This window comes from Enterobacter sp. PGRG2 (assembly GCF_030291195.1).
Lineage (GTDB): Bacteria > Pseudomonadota > Gammaproteobacteria > Enterobacterales > Enterobacteriaceae > Enterobacter_D.
In genome coordinates, this window is record NZ_CP127837.1 from 2,250,526 (window position 1) to 2,268,588 (window position 18,063).

Below are 18,063 nucleotides of genomic sequence, written 5' to 3' on the forward strand. Positions count from 1 at the left end.
GCGCGGCGACTGCAAACGACGCAGATAGCGCAGCAAGAAAAGCGCCAGCAGCAGACTCATCAACAGGCCGAACGGCAGCCAGATCAACAGCTGGCGGTGCCAGCTTTTTTCCAGCGGCGCGAGGGAGGCGGAAGTGACAATGGCCACGCCCAGTTGCGGGTAATACTTCATGGTATAGATCGCGCCCTGGAATTTAAGCTGCTCATCGCCGTTCTGTTTCAGGCGCTGCCAGAGCGCAGGGGTCAGTGCAAAGCTGCTGGCGATCACCTGGTTGCTGTCGGTGCCAATCAGCGCGGTGCTGATCGACCAGTTACCGAACGGCAGCACGTCAATCAACGACTGGGGATCGATCATCACCACATGGCGCTTTCCCCCCAGCGCCAGCATGGTACGTTGCAGGCCGATGTCGTTCTGGGTGGTGAGCCAGGCGCGATAACCGTCGCGGGTCACTTTGGCGGTCGCCGGAAAGATGCCTTCAGTGCTCAGGCTTTCCAGAGAGGAGCAGCGCGGCCTGAAGCCGTCGAGATAGATCACTTCCTGAATATAACGATTTACGTAGGAGACGCGGCGCATTGCCAGCAGGTGTTCCGGTCCGCAGGGCTTGCCGCTGAAGGTTTCAATATCATCCAGCGCGCGTTTGCCCTGCTCAATCACCTGTTCCGTGCGCATCACCACCCGCGAGGCGTAATTGCCCATCTCGCTGGCAAAGTTCTCCTCTGCCTGACGATGCGCCAGCCAGATGCTCAGCCCGACGGGGAGCAGCACCGCCAGGAGCAGTACACCAGTGATGACGCTGATAAGCCGTCGGTTGTTCATAATCAAAAGTCCCTGTTTTGATGTTCACCACACCTTGTGGAATGATAGCGTTATATCACGGCTAATTAATACATTATTGCAGGATGCGTCAGATGAAGAAAAAAGAGTTTGTGACGCAGGATTTGCTGAGCAAAATTTATCAGAACCGCGAGCCGGGCCCGCGTAAACTGCCGCCGGAGCGCCAGTTAGCCAGCGAATACGGCGTGTCGCGTTTTACCATTCGCCAGGCGCTGGAAAAACTGGCCAGCATCGGAGTGGTACGTATTGTCCAGGGTTCGGGGATCTGGATCAACGAACAGTCGCGCAGTAATCCGCTGGTGTACAACTCGATCACTGAAAAGCGCTTCGATCAGATCCGCTTTCGCATGATCAGCCTGCATAAAAAACGGCCTGACCGCGATGAACAGCAGATCTTCGGCCTGCCGGAAGAGAGCTTTATCTGGCAGTTTTGCCGCCTGCGTTTTGTGGATGAAGAGGCGGTGCAGATCGAAGTGTCCCGTATGCCGGTGGCGGATTTTCCGGATCTGAATCAGCAGGTGATCGAGCGCTCATTGCAGCAGTACGTGCTGAGCAAGGGTTATCAGGTGTCCCATCTGCTGACCACCTACCGCGCGGTGAGCGTCAGCCGTGAACAGGCGGTGCTGCTGGGCTGCAAGAAGGGCAGCCCGGCGATGCATATCAGCAACCGCGGCATTCTGGAAGGCGGTCAGGTGTATGAGATCAGCGATATTATCGACATCAATTACACCTGCACCTACATCATTCCTTATAACCGCGACAATCTGACCTTCCGCCAGGGCGGCAGTTAAGGCGTGTGGATGCTGCCGTCCGGCAGGCGGCTTTGCGTCCACTCATGGGGGCGGTAGACCACCGGACTGGCGAGGGCTTTTTGCTCGTCAAAACCAACGCCGATACCCGGCGTTTCCGGCGCACAGACAAAGCCGTCTTTCGCCACCGGCGCGCCGGGGAATACCGCATCGGTACCGGCGGAGCGGGGAATAAATTCCTGGATCGCCGCGTTGTGCAGGTGAATATTCAGATGGGTGTTTACCGCCACGCCAATCGGCGTCATATCGCCAGGGCCGTGCCAGGCAAGACGAACGCCAAAGGTCTGGCAGAGCACCGCCAGCTTCAGCGCCGGGGTGATGCCGCCAATCTGCGAGATATGGCAGCGGATAAAGTCGATGCGGCGGTTGACGATCAGATCGTGCCACTCCGCCGGGTTGTTAAACAGCTCACCCATCGCCAGCGGCGCGGTGCTGTGCGCCCGCACCTGCTCCAGCCACGCGCTTTGCGCCGGCGGCAGAATATCTTCAATAAAATAAGGCTGGTACGGCTCCAGCTGTTTTGCCAGCTGCACCGCCTGCTGCGGGAACAGGCGCTCGTGCACATCATGCAGGATATGCAACTGATAGCCATATTTCTCCCGCAGCGCGGCAAACATCGCCACCGTGTTGCTCATGTACTCCTGCTGATCGAAATAGGCTCCCGGCGTGGGGTTGTCAGGAGTATGCAGATTCGCTGGCGTGCCGCCGTAAAAACCCAGCTGACAGCGTACATGGCGATAGCCCTGCGCCACCAGTTTGTCGACGGCGGCAAAGAGTTCGTCCAGGGTTTCGCCGCTGGCGTGGGAATAGGCGGGAATGGCGTCGCGGGATTTACCGCCGAGCAGCTGATAGAGCGGCATCCCGGCGAGCTGACTCTTGATGTCCCACAGCGCCATATCAATGCCGGAAATGGCGTTGTTCATCGCCGGGCCGTTACGCCAGTAGGCGTTGACGTTCATCATCTGCCAGGCGTCTTCGATATGGTTAGCGTCGCGCCCGACCATCAGCGGTTTCAGGTACTCGTCGACCAGGGTTTTCACCGCCAGCGGGCGCTGTTGAAAGGTGGCGCATCCATGTCCTGTGATGCCTTTATCGGTGGTGACCCGCACGGTAACCAGATTGTGGCGATCGGGGCGGGTAATAAAACATTCGATATTTTTGATAATGGTTGGCGTCACAGGGAATACTCCTTTTCAGGCCAGATGAATCGTAATGGCTATTATCATCCCCTGAATTTCCGGAAAAGGTAAACCGTTTTTTTTATAAATATTTTGGTCAGTTATTTGGATTTATTTTAATTAAATACCATACCAATTTTCGTTATATGACCTTTTGATGCTGCTGTTAGAGCGGAATTGTGACGAAATTCATATTTTATTGGTTTGTTTTGTGGTGACGATTTACCTACCATGAGTGACAGATATTAAAACGACAACACTTCCGGCAGGAGCTTTTATGGGAACGCAAGACGCCATTAACAATATTATCCGTCTGGTGGGCGGCGAGGGTAATATTAACAAAGTGTGGCACTGTATGACGCGCTTACGCTTTGATCTCGTTGACGATAACAAAGTCGATCAGGGCGAAATCAAAAAGCTGCCGGGCGTGCTCGGTGCGCAACTGCAAAGCGACCAGTTTCAGATCATCATCGGGCCGAAAGTGAACAGCTGGTATGAGCAAATGCTGGCCACGCTCGGCGGCGACAATCGAACCAACGACGCACCGGCACAGAAAGGCCGCAAAAGCCTGGTGTCGATGTTTATGGATACCGTCTCGGGTGTGTTCGGGCCGATTGTTCCGGCGATTGCCGGTGCCGGGATGATCAAAGGACTGCTGGCGGGGCTGATTGCCCTGAAGCTGGTTTCCGCGAAAAGCGACACCGTGGTGGTGATCGACCTGATCGCCAGCGGCGTGTTCTATTTCCTGCCGTTTTTCCTGGCGGTATCGGCGGCGAAAATTTTCAAAACCAATGAATATCTGGCGGCAGCGGTGGCGGCCTGTCTGATGTATCCGTCGCTGATTGAGGCGGCAAAAGCGCTGGCGGCGCACCAGCCTGAAGCGGTGTCGGCCTTCTGGCTGCTCAACGCCATTCCGGTGTCGGTGTTTAACTATTCTGCCAGCGTCATTCCGGTGATTTTCTCGGTGCTGGCGCTCAGCTATATCCACCGCTGGGTGGACAGCATAATGCCGGACGTGCTGAAAACGGTATTTACGCCAACGCTGACGCTGTTCCTCGGCGCGCTGGCGGCGCTGGTGGTGATTGGCCCGATCGGTATTTACCTCGGCAAAGGACTGGCGCTGTTTATCGAGGGGCTGTTCAGCGTGTCGTCGAGCTTTGCCGGTCTGGTGGTCGGGGCGATCCGCCCGGTGGCGATCCTCACCGGTATGCACCACGCGATGACGCCGATTGCGCTGCAAAACTTCAGCGACCGTGGTTACGACATGCTGATGCCGATGATGTTTATGGCCAACATGGCGATTGCCGGTTCTACCTTTGCTATCTGGCGCATCAGTAAAAACCGCCAGGATCGCACCGTGACCTTATCGGCGGGGATTTCCGCGCTGCTGGGCATCACTGAACCGGCGCTGTTCGGCGTGCTGACGCGCTACAAAAAAGCCTTTATCGCCGCGACCATCGCCAGTTCGCTGGCCTCGGCGTTCATTGCCTTCTTTGGCGTGCGGCTGTACGGTTATATTCTGTCGAGCATTTTCAGTCTGCCTGCCTATATCGGCCCGTACTTTATGTTCGCCCTCGCAGGCGTGGTAATAGCGCTGGTGCTCTCCTTCATCTTAACGACGATCCTTGTCGGAAAAGATCAGCCGGACACCTGAGTTAACGTCGGTGCGCCAGACGGCGCGCCGACATTTGCTTACTTCCTCTCTTTGATTCTTCCCTGCTTTCGCATCCTTATGTGCTTTAAAGAGTTGTATTCCTTTTATTACCGGGATAGAATTTTGTTATGTTATAACAAAACATCTGAGGCATTATGAAAGCTGATATCCATCCCCATTACCGGACGGTGGTGTTCCACGACACCAGCGCCAACGAATATTTCAAAGTAGGATCGACCATCAAAACCGATCGCGAAATTGAGCTTGAAGGCAAGACCTACCCCTATGTGACCATTGAAGTATCATCAAAGTCACATCCGTACTATACCGGTAAGCAGAAGACGTTCACCAATGAGGGCAGCGCTGCAAAATTCCAGCAGCGATTCGGTCGTTTTATCAGTTCTAAGAAGGACTAAAAGATGCAGGTGCTGAATTCATTACGCAGTGCGAAACAACGTCACCCGGACTGTCAGCTGGTGCGCCGTAAAGGGCGGGTGTACGTGATTTGCAAATCGAACCCGCGCTTTAAAGCGGTGCAGGGGAAAAAGAAAAGACGTTGAGGGATAAAGAAGAAACGGGCGGCAATTATTTTGCCGCCTCTTTGCGCGTCAGGGTGTAGATATCGTAAAACGACAGCTCGCCCTTACGGGCCATCATCTGCTGTAACTGTAATTTCTCTTTCTCGCTGACCGCAGGCGAGCTGAGGATATCGTCAATCAGCGTTTGCGGTACAAAGCGGGTGTTGTACCACTCGCCGTTGTAGCAGACGCGGAAATCCAGCACATCGATATCTTCATAGCGGTAGCGCGGATAAACATCAAAAAAGAAAAAGCCGTTAAGCAGCGCAAAGAGCACCACCAGCAGCCAGACGGAGCCTGCCAGGGTTTCAGACTGCAACATCACCGCCAGGGTGGCAAACCAGGCGATGTACATACCGACAAATAATCCGGGATGATTGCGGATGAAGCTGATGCTGAAGCGCGGCCTGTTGTCGCGTTTCTCGCGGGTATTAAGCTCATCGATAGTTTGCATGAGCAGCCGCTGGATCTCGGTCATTTATTTCCCTTTTTATTCGGACGTGGTGCAGGTGAAACCGCCTATTTTACGCGCCCGCAGAGTCTGAAAAAAAGTAACAGTCGCACGGCAAAAAACAATAACAGTCAGACGGCGCCAGGCGTCAGCGTTTTGATAATGCGCGCCGGGTTCCCGGCAATCACCACGTCAGACGGGACATCGCGGATCACCACGCTGCCCGCGCCAATCACCACGTTATCGCCAATGGTGACGCCAGGATTTATTACCGCGCGTCCGCCGATCCACACGTTTCGACCAATGCTGACCGGCGCGCCGTACTCGAGACCGCTATTGCGCGCAGTGGCGTCCAGCGGATGCGTGGCTGTATAAATATGTACTCCGGGCGCGATCATACAGTTATCGCCGATGCGGATCGGGCAGACATCCAGGAAAACGCAGTCAAAGTTGGCGTAGAAGTCTTTGCCGAGGAAAATATTGTAGCCGTAGTCGCAGCGGAAATTTGGTTCGATATACGCATTGCCGCTGTCGCCAAGCAGTTCCGCCAGCATAGCGCGACGTGCCGCTTTTTCATCTGGCGCGGAGTGGTTGTATCGATGAATGATTTCTCTGGCGCGCAGACGGTCGGCGCGCAGGGTGTCGTCCGATGGCCGGTAGGGCAGACCGGCTATCATTTTTTGTTTCTCGTCGCTCATTGCTTTCTCACCAGTAAAATTAACAGTGAACACCGTAAAGTGAGATAACCGGAAAGGATAATACCTTCGCGAGGGCTTGTGATCGCGATCACATGGGCACTCGCTGTTCATCGTCGGGAGAAGCCGCCTGACAAAGGCTATGGGAGAGCTCTACGATACAACCTCAAAAAACATCACAGGGATTAACGGACAAATTTCCATACCGACGACGGAATTTTGTCATACAGCTTATTCATGGTCAGTTCAGCCAGACGGTGATCCGCCGCTGAATAAAATACGGTCAGTTCCGGATCCGACAGCTCATATTTATTCTTTTCAATGACGCGTTCCAGCGTATCAATAGTCTGACAGCGCCTCAGGCGCATCAAATAATCAGTCTTGGTTAATGGTTTATCAGACATAACTTCACCTTTGTAATAGTTCTAACAGGAGAGGCTAACGGGGTTAGCCCTGCTCACATTGAGGAAACAGCGAAACAAGCGATTCCCTGATTTACGCCATTTCTGTAAGTCTTCTGTGTTAATGCCGTAGCTGCTGAACAACATAAACGTGTCATCGAGGTATTCATCGATTTGGGCGATCAGCTTATTATCTTCATTATACTTAATTTTATAATTAAGTGCGAAGGTTGCTATATGCTCAACAAGCTCGTTTAACTGTAAATTGATTGCTGAAGTTGGATCATTTACCCAGCCATGGTGGCTTTCTTCCAGATTGGCGAGGCAATCATGGTACAGGGTTTCACAAAGAAATTTCAGCTGCGCAATATCATGCCTTTTTGGCGAGTATTCGTCCATAACGCATCCCCTTCTGAGTGACTTTTTTTTACTAACCGAACACCGTATCGGGATGGATACAACACTGTGACCTGCCGCGTAAGCTGCTCTTACGTCTCATTTTAACTATAAGCCAGACTGAATAATATTTCCTGGCGCTATTACGAAAAATTACAATTATTACAACTTATGTCTGTCAGTAAGGTTATTTCCGAGGGTTAATCTGCCGCTGTGGGGCGCGTTAAATCTTCAGCGCCTTTAATGCATCCTTAGGTTTCATTAGGTTATCCGGGATTAACTGGTCGGATGTTATTGCCATGTTCACGACTAAGAAAATTACTTAGGAATAATCTTACTGAACAGCAAAATTCACAATAATTAAGATTTTTACCCATACTTTTAAGAGTGAACTTAAGCCTTAAGAATTATATGACTTATTTTCATTGCATAATATAAACGCACAGACAATAAGCTGGTTTTATCATTTTTTGCGAAAAAGAAAAAGGCCGCTTGCGCGGCCTTTGTTAAAACATCATGGCTTAATGGTGCTCAACCTTATGGGAATGCTCAATATCTTCCGATTTGCGGCTGAAGCGGCGGCGAACCACCACAAAGAACACCGGCACAAAGAAGATAGCCAGTACGGTCGCAGTGACCATCCCGCCCATTACGCCAGTACCTACGGCGTTCTGCGCGCCGGAACCGGCACCCGAGCTGATAACCAGCGGCATAACGCCGAGGATAAACGCCAGCGAGGTCATGAGGATTGGACGCAGACGCATACGTACCGCTTCCATCGTCGCCTCGATCAGGCCTTTGCCTTCTTTCTCCATCAGATCCTTGGCGAATTCGACGATTAATATCGCGTTCTTCGCCGACAAGCCAATGGTTGTCAGCAGGCCCACCTGGAAGTAAACGTCGTTACCCAGACCGCGGAAGGTCGCAGCAAGGAGCGCGCCCAGCACCCCCAGCGGTACCACCAGCATGACCGAGAACGGAATCGACCAGCTCTCGTACAGCGCCGCCAGACAGAGGAAGACGACAATCAGCGAGATGGCATACAGGGCAGGGGCCTGGTTGCCGGAGAGGCGTTCCTGATAGGACATGCCCGTCCAGTCGTAACCGATGCCTGCCGGCAGTTTGCCCGCCAGTTCTTCCATCAGATCCATTGCTTCACCGGTACTTTTACCCGGTGCGGCTTCGCCAAGAATTTCCATCGACGGTAAACCGTTATAGCGTTCCAGACGTGGTGAGCCGTATTCCCAGTGCGTGGTGGCAAAGGCGTTCAACGGTACCATCTGCCCTTCGTTACCGCGCACATACCAGTTGCCAATATCTTCCGGCAACATACGGTATTTGGCTTCTGACATGACGTAAACTTTCTTCACACGACCACGATCGATAAAGTCGTTTACATAGCTGCCGCCCCATGCCGCGCCGAGGGTGGTATTAATATCGCTAATGGATACACCCAACGCCTGTGCTTTTTCCTGGTCGATATCGATTTTAAACTGCGGCGTATCTTCCAGACCGTTCGGACGCACGCCAACCAGCACATCAGAGCGCTTGCCGACTTCGCCGAGCAGCTGGTTACGCGCCTGGGTCAGTTTCTCGTGGCCAAGACCGCCCTGGTCGATCAGCTGGAAGTCGAAGCCCGTCGCCGTACCGAGATCAACAATCGCCGGCAGGTTAAAGGCGAAGACCATCGCATCTTTGATCTGCGAGAAGGTGCCCATAGCGCGACCGGTGATCGCATCCACTTTGTTTTCATCGCCCGGACGCTCGCCCCACTCTTTCAGGGAAACGAACGCGATACCGGTGTTCTGTCCACGACCTGCAAAACCGAAACCGTTAACCGCAAACACGGAGTTTACGTTCGCTTTTTCGTTTTTGAGGTAGTAGTCGGTCACCTCATCCAGCACCTTCTGCGTACGCTCCTGGGTCGCGCCCGCAGGCAACTGAACCATGGTCAGGAACACGCCCTGATCCTCGTCCGGCAGGAAGGAGCTTGGCAGACGTACGAACAGGTAGGCCATACCAATAACGATGATGATATAGAGCAGCAGATAACGACCGGTACTGCGCAGGATATTCCCTATGCTGTCGGTGTAATGGTTGGTGCTCTTATCGAACATGCGGTTGAACCAGCCGAAGAAGCCTTTCTTGCCTTCGCCGTGATCGCCTTTGGCGACCGGTTTCAGCATAGTGGCACACAGGGCCGGGGTCAGGATCAACGCAACCAGAACCGACAGCGCCATCGCGGAAACGATAGTGATGGAGAACTGACGATAGATCGCACCGGTAGAGCCGCCGAAGAAGGCCATCGGAATAAATACCGCCGACAGCACCATCGCGATACCGACCAGCGCGCCCTGGATCTGGCCCATGGACTTACGCGTGGCTTCTTTGGGCGGCAGACCCTCTTCGGTCATTACACGTTCGACGTTTTCCACCACCACGATGGCATCATCCACCAGCAGGCCTATCGCCAGCACCATGCCGAACATCGTCAGGGTGTTTATCGAATAGCCAAAGGCGGAGAGGATCGCGAAGGTCCCCAGCAAAACAACAGGTACAGCAATGGTCGGGATCAGCGTGGCGCGGAAGTTCTGCAGGAACAGATACATCACGATGAACACCAGCACGATCGCTTCGACCAGGGTTTTAACCACTTCGTTAATGGAGATTTTTACGAACGGCGTGGTGTCATACGGATAAACCACTTCCAGACCGGCCGGGAACGTCTCTTTCATGCGTTCCAGTTCAGCACGTACCGCGTTTGCCGTATCCAGGGCGTTCGCACCGGTGGCAAGTTTAATCCCCAGACCGGAGGCCGGCTGGTTGTTAAAGCGCGCGATAATGTCGTAGTTTTCACCGCCCAGCTCAATACGAGACACGTCTTTCAGACGCACCTGCGAGCCATCCGGATTCACTTTTAGCAGGATCTTGCCAAACTCTTCCGTCGAGGTCAGACGCGTCTGCGCAATGATAGAGGCGTTAAGCTGCTGCCCTTTCACCGGCGGGGTACCGCCTAACTGACCTGCTGCCACCTGGGCGTTTTGCGCTTTGATGGCGTTGATAACATCAACCGGCGTTAACTGGAAGTTGTTCAGTTTGGTCGGATCCATCCAGATACGCATCGCATATTGCGAACCAAAGAGCTGAACGTCGCCCACGCCGTTAGTACGGCTGATCGGATCCTGCATGTTGGCGGCAACATAGTCAGAAATATCTTCCTGGGTCATGGAGCCATCGGTGTTAATCACCCCGACCACCATCAGGAAGCTACTCGCTGATTTTTGTACGCTTACACCCTGCTGCTGAACTTCCTGCGGCAGCAGCGGCATCGCCAGCTGCAGTTTGTTCTGCACCTGAACCTGTGCAATGTCTGCGTCAGTACCGGATTCAAAGGTCAGGGTGATCTGCACCGAACCGGTGGAGTCACTGTTTGAGGACATGTACATCAGGCCATCGATACCGTTCATGTTCTGTTCGATAACCTGGGTTACGGTATCCTGCACCGTTTTAGCGTCAGCGCCAGGGTAGTTTGCGGATACAGTTACAGCAGGCGGCGCAATCGTAGGATATTGCGCTACCGGCAACTGCATAATCGCAAGCCCCCCGGCCAGCATGACGATGATCGCCAACACCCATGCAAATATGGGGCGATCGATAAAGAAATTAGGCATGTCTTAACGGCTCCTGTTTAAGTTAAGACTTAGGCTGTTCTGACTGGGCGCCGCCTGCGGCTTGCTCTTTCGTCTCAGCCTTCACTTCCTGCACTTTTACCTGAGCGCCAGGACGAACTTTTTGTAATCCGGTGACGATGACGCGATCGCCCGTTTTCAGGCCATCGGTAACCAGCCATTTATCCCCAATCGCCTGAGTGGCGGTGATTTGACGCTGTTCAACTTTGTCGCCTTCGCCAACCACCATCACGCTCGCATCGCCGCGCGGCGTACGGGTCACGCCCTGTTGAGGCACCAGCAGCGCATTCGGGTTAACACCTTCTTCAAGACGAGCGCGTACGAACATACCCGGCAGCAGGGAATGATTCGGGTTCGGGAAAATAGCACGCAGCGTAATAGAGCCGGTGGTCTGGTCAACGGTCACGTCAGAGAACTCGAGGGTACCGGTTTGCGGCAGTTTTTCACCGTTGCTGGTGATAAGTTCTACTTTCGCTTTGCCGTTTTCCTGTTTCAGCTTGCCGCTTTCCAGCTCCTGCCTCAGACGCAGGAAATCGTTGCTCGACTGGGTGACATCCACATAAATCGGATCCAGCTGCTGCACGGTAGCCAGCGCGGTAGTTTGACCGCTCTGCACCAGCGCGCCTTCCGTTACGGCGGATTTACCAATACGACCGCTGATAGGGGAGGTGACTTTGGTATAAGCGAGGTTAATACGCGCGGTTTCAACGGCGGCTTTCGCGGCCACGACAGCGGCATTGGCCTGCATCGCATCAGCCTGCGCCGTATCCAGATCCTGTTGACTGATGTAATTGGTGCCAATCAGTTTCTGATAACGGTTAAGGGTAACCTGCGCAATTTTCGCTGCGGCCTGCGCTTTCGCCAGATCGCCTTTGGCGCTCTCATAAGAGGCCTGATAGGTGGCTGGATCAATCTGATAAAGCGAGACACCCGCTTCGACATCGCTACCTTCGGTGAAATTGCGTTTTAAAATAATGCCGCTGACCTGAGGTCTGACTTCCGCGATGCGATACGCGCTGGTACGGCCAGGCAATTCAGTGGTAATTTGCAGAGGTTCAGATTTGAGTGTCACAATCCCAACTTCTGGCGCCTGTCCGGCACCCTGTTGCTGAGCCGGTTTATCATCACATCCTGTAAGCGCTAAGCTGCCTGAAAGCATCAGAACGACCGCCAGAGGCGTGAACCCTCTGTTTTTGTTCATAGGTAAACCTCGAGTATCCGATTTCAAATTGATCAATGGATCAAGCGTCCACAAACCCATTGCTGCGTTTATATTCTGGTCATGCTATGTTACATACATTCATAAATGTATGTAAATCTGACTCCTGTAAAATCACCTACATATGGCACGAAAAACCAAACAACAAGCGTTAGAAACACGTCAGCACATTCTTGACGTGGCAATGCGATTGTTCTCTCAGCAAGGTGTCTCTTCCACCTCGCTGGCTGAAATTGCGCAGGCGGCGGGTGTGACTCGCGGCGCGATTTATTGGCACTTCAAAAATAAGTCAGACTTATTTGGTGAAATTTGGGAGCTGTCAGAGTCCAGCATTAGCGATCTTGAGCTTGAGTATCAGGCAAAATTCCCGGACGATCCACTCTCAGTTTTGCGGGAAATCCTGGTTTATATTCTGGAGGCGACAGTTATTGAAGAGCGCCGTCGGCTAATGATGGAAATCATTTATCACAAGTGTGAGTTTGTCGGTGAAATGGCAATTGTGCAACAGGCACAGCGCAGTTTATGTCTTGAAAGTTACGATCGTATTGAGCAAAACCTTAAGCGCTGCATACAAGCGAAAATGTTACCGGCAGATCTGCTGACCCGTCGGGCGGCGATCCTTATGCGCAGCTATATTTCCGGCATAATGGAAAACTGGCTGCTCGCGCCACAATCCTTTGATCTCAAAAAAGAAGCGCGGGATTACGTGGCGATTTTGCTGGAGATGTTCCAGTTCTGCCCGACGATGTGTAAAGCGCCCGGCACTCTGTCCGCTTAAGACAAAATCTCCGTCGCCAGGATTTATCCTGGAGGCTTTGCGCGCCGCTAGGTAGTCGCTGGCGGGCGTGATATTCTCCGTGCCAGGCTATTTCCGGCCGCTTTCCGGTTAAGAACACATTCACACTAAAATTATGCTGCACACCATACGCCCGCAAAACCCGATTTCCGCGTTTGCCTTTGCGCTGTGTTTATTCGTCGCGTCATTTTGCGTCACGATAAACGTAGCCCAGGCCGCAACCGATCTGCCTTCCCGCGCCGAAACGCAAAGTCGGCTGGATGCGCTGAACAAGCAAAAAACCCACAGCCCGCAGGATAAACTGGTCATTGAAGATCTGACCGAAACCCTGGACACGCTTGATAAAATCGAGCGTGTCAAACAGGAAACGGCGCTGCTGAAACAGAAAGTCGCCCAGGCCCCGGAAAAACTCCGTCAGGCGACGGAAGGGCTGAATGCGTTAAACGATAAAGACAATGACGACGAAACGCGTAAAACCCTGGCCGCGCTGTCGTTGCGTCAGCTGGAATCCCGCGTTGCTCAGGTGCTGGATGATTTGCAGACGGCGCAAAACGATCTCTCCACCTATAACAGTCAACTGGTCTCCTTACAGACACAGCCGGAGCGGGTGCAGAACGCCATGTATGCCGCCTCCCAGGAGTTGCAGCAGATCCGTAACCGTCTGAACGGCACCATGACCGGGGAAGGGGCGCTGCGTCCTACGCAGCAAGAGCTGCTGATGGCGCAACAGGCGCTGCTGAACGCGCAAATTGAGCAGCAGCGGAAAAGCCTCGAAGGGAATACCACGCTGCAGGATACGCTGCAAAAACAGCGCGATTACGTCACCGCCAACAGTAATCTGCTGGAGCATCAGCTACAGCTGTTACAGGATGCGGTCAATAATAAGCGCCTGACGCTTACCGAAAAAACCGCCCAGGAAGCCGTCAACCCGGACGAAACCGCCCGTATCCAGGCGAATCCGCTGGTGAAACAGGAGCTTGATATTAACCATCAGCTCAGCCAGCGGCTGATTGATGCCACCGAAAGCGGCAACGCGCTGGTGCAGCAAAATATCAAAGTCAAAAACTGGCTCGATCGCGCCCTGCAATCCGAACGCAACGTCAAAGAGCAGATCGCGGTGCTGAAAGGCAGTCTGCTGTTATCCCGCATTCTGTATCAGCAGCAACAGACGCTGCCGTCAGCGGATGAGCTGGAAGACATGACCAACCGCATCGCGGATTTGCGTCTGGAACAGTTTGAAATCAACCAGCAACGTGACGCGCTGTTCCAGAACGACGCCTTCGTATCGAAGCTGGAAGAGGGCCACCAGAGCGAGGTGAATGATGAAGTGCATGACGCGCTGCTTCAGGTGGTGGATATGCGCCGCGAGCTTCTCGATCAGTTGAACAAGCAACTGGGCAATCAGCTGATGATGGCGATTAACCTCCAGGTGAATCAGCAGCAGCTGATGAGCGTCTCCAAAAGCCTGCAGGAAATCCTTACCCAGCAAATATTCTGGATCAACAGTAATAAGCCGATGGACTGGGAGTGGCTGAAAGCCTTCCCCGAAGCGCTGAAAGAGCAGATCAAATCGACCAAAATCACCGTTAACTGGGAAAAAGCCTGGCCTGCGGTGGCTATCGCGCTGCTCGCCGGATTGCCGCTGCTGCTGATTGCCGGTCTGATCCGCTGGCGTCTGCGCTGGCTGAAACAGTATCAGGCGAAGCTGGCGGATGAAGTGGGACAGCTGCGTAACGACAGCCAGCTGCATACGCCAAAGGCCATTCTTATCGATCTGATCCGCGCGCTGCCGGTATGCATGCTGATCCTCGCCGCTGGCCTGATCCTGCTCACCATGCAGCTCAATATCAGCGAACTGCTGTGGGCGTTCAGTAAAAAACTGGCGCTTTACTGGCTGGTATTCGGCCTGTGCTGGAAAGTGCTGGAAAAAGATGGCGTCGCCGTGAAGCATTTCAACATGCCTCCCGCGCTGACCAGCCACTGGCGTCGGCAGATCGTGCGGTTAAGCCTCGCCCTGCTGCCGCTGCATTTCTGGTCGGTGGTATCGGAACTGTCACCGCTGCACCTGATGGATGATGTGATAGGGCAGGTGGTGATTTTGCTTAACCTGCTGGTTATCTCCGCGCTTATCTGGCCGATGTTTCGCGAAAGCTGGCACGATAAAGAGTCGCACAGCATTCGTCTGATCACCATTACCGTGCTGTCGATTGTGCCGGTGGCGTTGATGGTGCTGACGGCCACGGGCTATTTCTATACCACGCTGCGCCTCTCCGGCCGCTGGATTGAAACCGTCTACCTGGTGATTATCTGGAACCTGCTGTACCAGACCGTCCTGCGCGGTTTAAGCGTGGCGGCGCGCCGTATCGCCTATCGTCGGGCGCTGGCGCGTCGACAGAATCTGGTGAAAGAGGGCGCAGAAGGAGCCGAGCCGCAGGAAGAGCCGACCATGGCGCTGGAGCAGATCAACCAGCAAACCCTGCGTATCACCATGCTGGTGATGATTGCGCTGTTCGGCGTGGTGTTCTGGGCGATCTGGTCTGATTTAATCACCGTCTTCGCTTATCTCGACAGCATTACGCTGTGGCATTACAACGGCAGCGAAGCGGGCGTTAACGTGGTGAAAAACGTCACCATGGGCAGTCTGCTGTTTGCCGTGATAGCGCTGGTGGTGGCCTGGGCGCTGATCCGCAACCTGCCGGGTCTGCTGGAAGTGCTGGTGCTCTCACGGCTGAAAATGCGTCAGGGCGCGTCCTACGCCATCACGCAGATCCTTAATTACGTCATTATCGCCGTCGGCGCGATGACGGTCTTCGGCTCGCTCGGCGTGTCGTGGGATAAACTGCAATGGCTTGCCGCGGCGCTCTCGGTCGGTCTGGGTTTTGGTTTGCAGGAGATCTTCGGTAACTTCGTCTCCGGTCTGATCATTCTGTTCGAACGTCCGGTGCGCATTGGAGATACCGTGACTATCGGCACCTTCTCCGGTACGGTCAGTAAGATCCGTATTCGCGCTACCACCATTACCGATTTTGACCGTAAAGAGGTGATCATCCCGAACAAAGCCTTTGTGACCGAGCGGCTGATCAACTGGTCGCTGTCCGATACCATCACCCGCGTGGTGGTGCGCCTTGGCGTGGCTTACGGTTCGGATCTGGAGAAGGTCAAAGAGGTGTTGCTGAAAGCGGCGATGGAGCATCCGAAAGTGATGCACGATCCGGAACCGGCGGTGTTCTTCACCACCTTCGGGCCGAGCACGCTGGATCACGAACTGCGTCTGTACGTGCGTGAACTGCGCGACCGCAGCTACACCGTGGATGAGCTGAACCGCACTATTGACCGCCTGTGCCGTGAAAACGGCATCGACATCGCCTTTAACCAGCTGGAAGTCCACCTGCGTAATACCAAAGGCGACGAGCATACCGAAGTGAAACGTGATCTGAGCGGTGATAATTCCGCGCCAGGCATCGCCTGACAGACATCCGCCAACCCTCTCCTGTGGGAGAGGGTCACTCTGTGGCGGCGCTTGCCGCCACTTTCTTTTCAAAATCCCGGCGTACGATCTCCAGCGCTTTCAGCACCGTATCCGGCGGAATGGCGTGTTCTTCCAGCAGCATAATCAAATCCACCGCCAGTTTAATGTCGTCCGGGGCATTCTCTAATGACATGATAACGTCTTCCTTAGCGGGTCATCCGTGCCAGCACGGACTCAATACGATGTAATGCAGTCTGACAGCGGGACAGCCGGCCTTGCAGCGCCACGATCTCCTGTTGCAGTTTCTGCTGTTCTGCCGGGTCGACGGCTGCGCGGCATCGCGCTTCCCGTGTCTGTTTCATTTCGATCAGACGGCGCTCAAATTCCTGATGCTGCAAACGGCGGCGTTGCCATTTTGCGATCCCCGGCGCCGCATGATCCCACTGCCTGAGCGACCAGGTGGCGGTTTCGCGCATCAGGGCGGCAATTTGCGCGCTGAGATGCTCCGCCAGCCAGCTTACCTGCGCCAGTTGCGCTTTCTCCACCGCATGGCGAAGGGCGGCGAGATTGGCTTCCGCCTCCTCAAGACAGGCGGACATCAGCGTGCTGCGCGTGCGGAAAAGCTGGCGATCGAAGCGCGCGCTGACGGTGGCATGGCCGGCAAGGGGCGCAACCTGCATCCGTAATGCCGCCAGTTGCTCAGCGAGCGTCTGTAAAAGTCGAATCGTTTTCACCCGTCTCTCCGGTCATAAATTCAAAGCCTGTGTTACAGTGACCCTAACATCAGATAACGATCCCTATCATGCAACGCACTATTTTAATCATCATCGGCTGGCTGGCGGTAGTCCTGGGGACGCTGGGCGTCGTGCTGCCGTTGTTGCCGACTACGCCGTTTATCCTGCTTGCCGCCTGGTGCTTTGCTCGCTCCTCGCCGCGCTTTCACCAGTGGCTGCTTTATCGGTCATGGTTTGGCGGCTATCTGCGGCACTGGCAAAAGCACCGCGCCATGCCGCCGGGCGCGAAGCCCCGCGCAATCGTGGTGATCCTGCTCACCTTTGCGCTGTCATTATGGCTGGTAAAGCTGATGTGGGTACGCATTTTGTTGTTATGCATCCTCGCCTGCCTGCTGATTTTTATGTGGCGCATCCCGGTGGTTGACGAAAAACAACAAAATCAGTGACACGAACGGAAGTGTGTTGCATTTGTCGCGCGCAGCCAGTAAATTCGAGCGTTTTCGAGCACGGGCACTCCTGGTTAAATGTTAAACAATGGTTGCATTTGATCCTTCTCAGCGTGCCGTGAGTAACACCGTTTCTATCAGGCAAAAAATCCATGACCGCGACTGCGCAGCAGCTTGAATATTTAAAAGACAGCATCAAAAGTATCCAGGATTATCCGAAACCGGGCATCTTGTTCCGTGATGTCACCAGTTTGCTGGAAGACCCGAAAGCCTACGCCCTCAGCATTGAACTGCTGGTTGAGCGTTATAAGGATGCCGGTATCACCAAAGTTGTTGGTACTGAAGCCCGCGGCTTCCTGTTCGGCGCACCGGTTGCGCTGGCGCTGGGCGTTGGTTTCGTTCCGGTGCGTAAGCCCCGTAAACTGCCGCGTGAAACCATCGCGGAAAGCTATGAGCTGGAATACGGCACCGATCAGTTAGAGATCCACGTCGATGCCATCAAGCCTGGCGACAAAGTGCTGGTGGTGGACGATTTGCTGGCGACCGGCGGCACCATCGAAGCCACCGTGAAGCTGATCCGCCGTCTGGGCGGCGACGTCACAGACGCGGCCTTTATCATTAACCTGTTTGATATCGGCGGCGAGCAGCGCCTTGAAAAACAGGGTATTAAATGCTTTAGCCTGGTGCCATTCCCGGGTCACTAATACCCGTCAT

18 protein-coding genes are annotated in these 18,063 nt (G+C 54.1%); 8 read left to right on the top strand and 10 right to left on the bottom strand.

Annotated features, from left to right (window positions below; genetic code table 11):
- A partial coding sequence (locus tag QRD42_RS09765; protein WP_321986983.1) for a CSS-motif domain-containing protein occupies nucleotides 1-816 on the bottom strand: 816 nt, incomplete at its 3' end.
- 92 nt (nucleotides 817-908) lie between these two features.
- Between QRD42_RS09765 and QRD42_RS09770 the strand changes: the two genes are divergently transcribed.
- Complete coding sequence (locus tag QRD42_RS09770) at nucleotides 909-1,625, top strand: GntR family transcriptional regulator (protein WP_072567571.1); 717 nt, start codon at nucleotides 909-911, stop codon at nucleotides 1,623-1,625.
- On the opposite strand, the gene QRD42_RS09775 is transcribed toward QRD42_RS09770, so the two are convergent.
- Nucleotides 1,622-2,821, bottom strand: coding sequence for an enolase C-terminal domain-like protein (locus QRD42_RS09775; RefSeq protein WP_321986984.1), 1,200 nt, complete (start codon nucleotides 2,819-2,821; stop codon nucleotides 1,622-1,624). The genes QRD42_RS09770 and QRD42_RS09775 overlap by 4 nt on opposite strands.
- Nucleotides 2,822-3,098: 277 nt before the next feature.
- Here QRD42_RS09775 and QRD42_RS09780 point away from each other — a divergent pair, with 277 nt between their 5' ends.
- The 3 genes from QRD42_RS09780 to ykgO all read left to right on the top strand — a co-directional run bounded on the left by QRD42_RS09780 (nucleotide 3,099) and on the right by ykgO (nucleotide 5,035).
- The gene (locus QRD42_RS09780) at nucleotides 3,099-4,475 is read left to right on the top strand and encodes a PTS transporter subunit EIIC (protein WP_321986985.1); all 1,377 of its coding nucleotides are present in this window, start codon (nucleotides 3,099-3,101) and stop codon (nucleotides 4,473-4,475) included.
- Between the two features lie 155 nt (nucleotides 4,476-4,630).
- On the top strand, nucleotides 4,631-4,891 hold the full coding sequence (locus QRD42_RS09785) for a type B 50S ribosomal protein L31 (protein WP_072567574.1): 261 nt from the start codon (nucleotides 4,631-4,633) through the stop codon (nucleotides 4,889-4,891).
- A gap of 3 nt (nucleotides 4,892-4,894) precedes the next feature.
- Nucleotides 4,895-5,035, top strand: coding sequence for a type B 50S ribosomal protein L36 (ykgO, locus tag QRD42_RS09790; protein WP_072567575.1), 141 nt, complete (start codon nucleotides 4,895-4,897; stop codon nucleotides 5,033-5,035).
- Between the two features lie 25 nt (nucleotides 5,036-5,060).
- Here the strand turns inward: ykgO and QRD42_RS09795 are convergent, their stop codons facing one another.
- The 6 genes from QRD42_RS09795 to acrA form a co-directional block, all read right to left on the bottom strand.
- On the bottom strand, nucleotides 5,061-5,531 hold the full coding sequence (locus QRD42_RS09795) for a YlaC family protein (protein ID WP_318363256.1): 471 nt from the start codon (nucleotides 5,529-5,531) through the stop codon (nucleotides 5,061-5,063).
- Between the two features lie 104 nt (nucleotides 5,532-5,635).
- On the bottom strand, nucleotides 5,636-6,202 hold the full coding sequence (gene maa / locus QRD42_RS09800) for a maltose O-acetyltransferase (RefSeq protein WP_318363257.1): 567 nt from the start codon (nucleotides 6,200-6,202) through the stop codon (nucleotides 5,636-5,638).
- A gap of 182 nt (nucleotides 6,203-6,384) precedes the next feature.
- Nucleotides 6,385-6,603: an HHA domain-containing protein gene (locus QRD42_RS09805; protein ID WP_072567578.1), complete on the bottom strand. Its 219-nt coding sequence runs from the start codon at nucleotides 6,601-6,603 to the stop codon at nucleotides 6,385-6,387.
- Between the two features lie 21 nt (nucleotides 6,604-6,624).
- On the bottom strand, nucleotides 6,625-6,999 hold the full coding sequence (gene tomB, locus QRD42_RS09810; RefSeq protein ID WP_072567579.1) for an Hha toxicity modulator TomB: 375 nt from the start codon (nucleotides 6,997-6,999) through the stop codon (nucleotides 6,625-6,627).
- 518 nt (nucleotides 7,000-7,517) lie between these two features.
- Nucleotides 7,518-10,667 carry a multidrug efflux RND transporter permease subunit AcrB gene (gene acrB / locus QRD42_RS09815; RefSeq protein ID WP_072567580.1) on the bottom strand — a complete coding sequence of 1,050 codons (3,150 nt, stop codon included), beginning with the start codon at nucleotides 10,665-10,667 and terminating at the stop codon, nucleotides 7,518-7,520.
- A 22-nt stretch (nucleotides 10,668-10,689) separates the two neighbouring features.
- Nucleotides 10,690-11,886: a multidrug efflux RND transporter periplasmic adaptor subunit AcrA gene (gene acrA / locus QRD42_RS09820; RefSeq protein ID WP_321986987.1), complete on the bottom strand. Its 1,197-nt coding sequence runs from the start codon at nucleotides 11,884-11,886 to the stop codon at nucleotides 10,690-10,692.
- A gap of 142 nt (nucleotides 11,887-12,028) precedes the next feature.
- Here acrA and acrR point away from each other — a divergent pair, with 142 nt between their 5' ends.
- Together acrR and mscK are read left to right on the top strand one after the other, a co-directional pair.
- Entirely contained in the window at nucleotides 12,029-12,682 is a 654-nt protein-coding gene (gene acrR / locus QRD42_RS09825) for a multidrug efflux transporter transcriptional repressor AcrR (protein ID WP_072567582.1), read from the top strand.
- Nucleotides 12,683-12,815: 133 nt separating this feature from the next.
- On the top strand, nucleotides 12,816-16,169 hold the full coding sequence (mscK, locus tag QRD42_RS09830) for a mechanosensitive channel MscK (RefSeq protein ID WP_321986988.1): 3,354 nt from the start codon (nucleotides 12,816-12,818) through the stop codon (nucleotides 16,167-16,169).
- 34 nt (nucleotides 16,170-16,203) lie between these two features.
- On the opposite strand, the gene rsmS is transcribed toward mscK, so the two are convergent.
- Together rsmS and priC are read right to left on the bottom strand one after the other, a co-directional pair.
- Entirely contained in the window at nucleotides 16,204-16,362 is a 159-nt protein-coding gene (gene rsmS / locus QRD42_RS09835) for a pleiotropic regulatory protein RsmS (RefSeq protein WP_072567584.1), read from the bottom strand.
- A gap of 13 nt (nucleotides 16,363-16,375) precedes the next feature.
- Nucleotides 16,376-16,903 (bottom strand): primosomal replication protein N'', encoded by a 528-nt coding sequence (gene priC / locus QRD42_RS09840; RefSeq protein ID WP_321986989.1) that lies wholly within the window; start codon nucleotides 16,901-16,903, stop codon nucleotides 16,376-16,378.
- A gap of 68 nt (nucleotides 16,904-16,971) precedes the next feature.
- Between priC and QRD42_RS09845 the strand changes: the two genes are divergently transcribed.
- Both QRD42_RS09845 and apt read left to right on the top strand, forming a co-directional pair.
- Nucleotides 16,972-17,349 carry a DUF454 family protein gene (locus tag QRD42_RS09845; RefSeq protein WP_318375866.1) on the top strand — a complete coding sequence of 126 codons (378 nt, stop codon included), beginning with the start codon at nucleotides 16,972-16,974 and terminating at the stop codon, nucleotides 17,347-17,349.
- 152 nt (nucleotides 17,350-17,501) lie between these two features.
- Nucleotides 17,502-18,053, top strand: a complete 552-nt coding sequence (apt, locus tag QRD42_RS09850; RefSeq protein ID WP_072567587.1) for an adenine phosphoribosyltransferase — start codon at nucleotides 17,502-17,504, stop codon at nucleotides 18,051-18,053.
- Nucleotides 18,054-18,063: the final 10 nt, after the last annotated feature.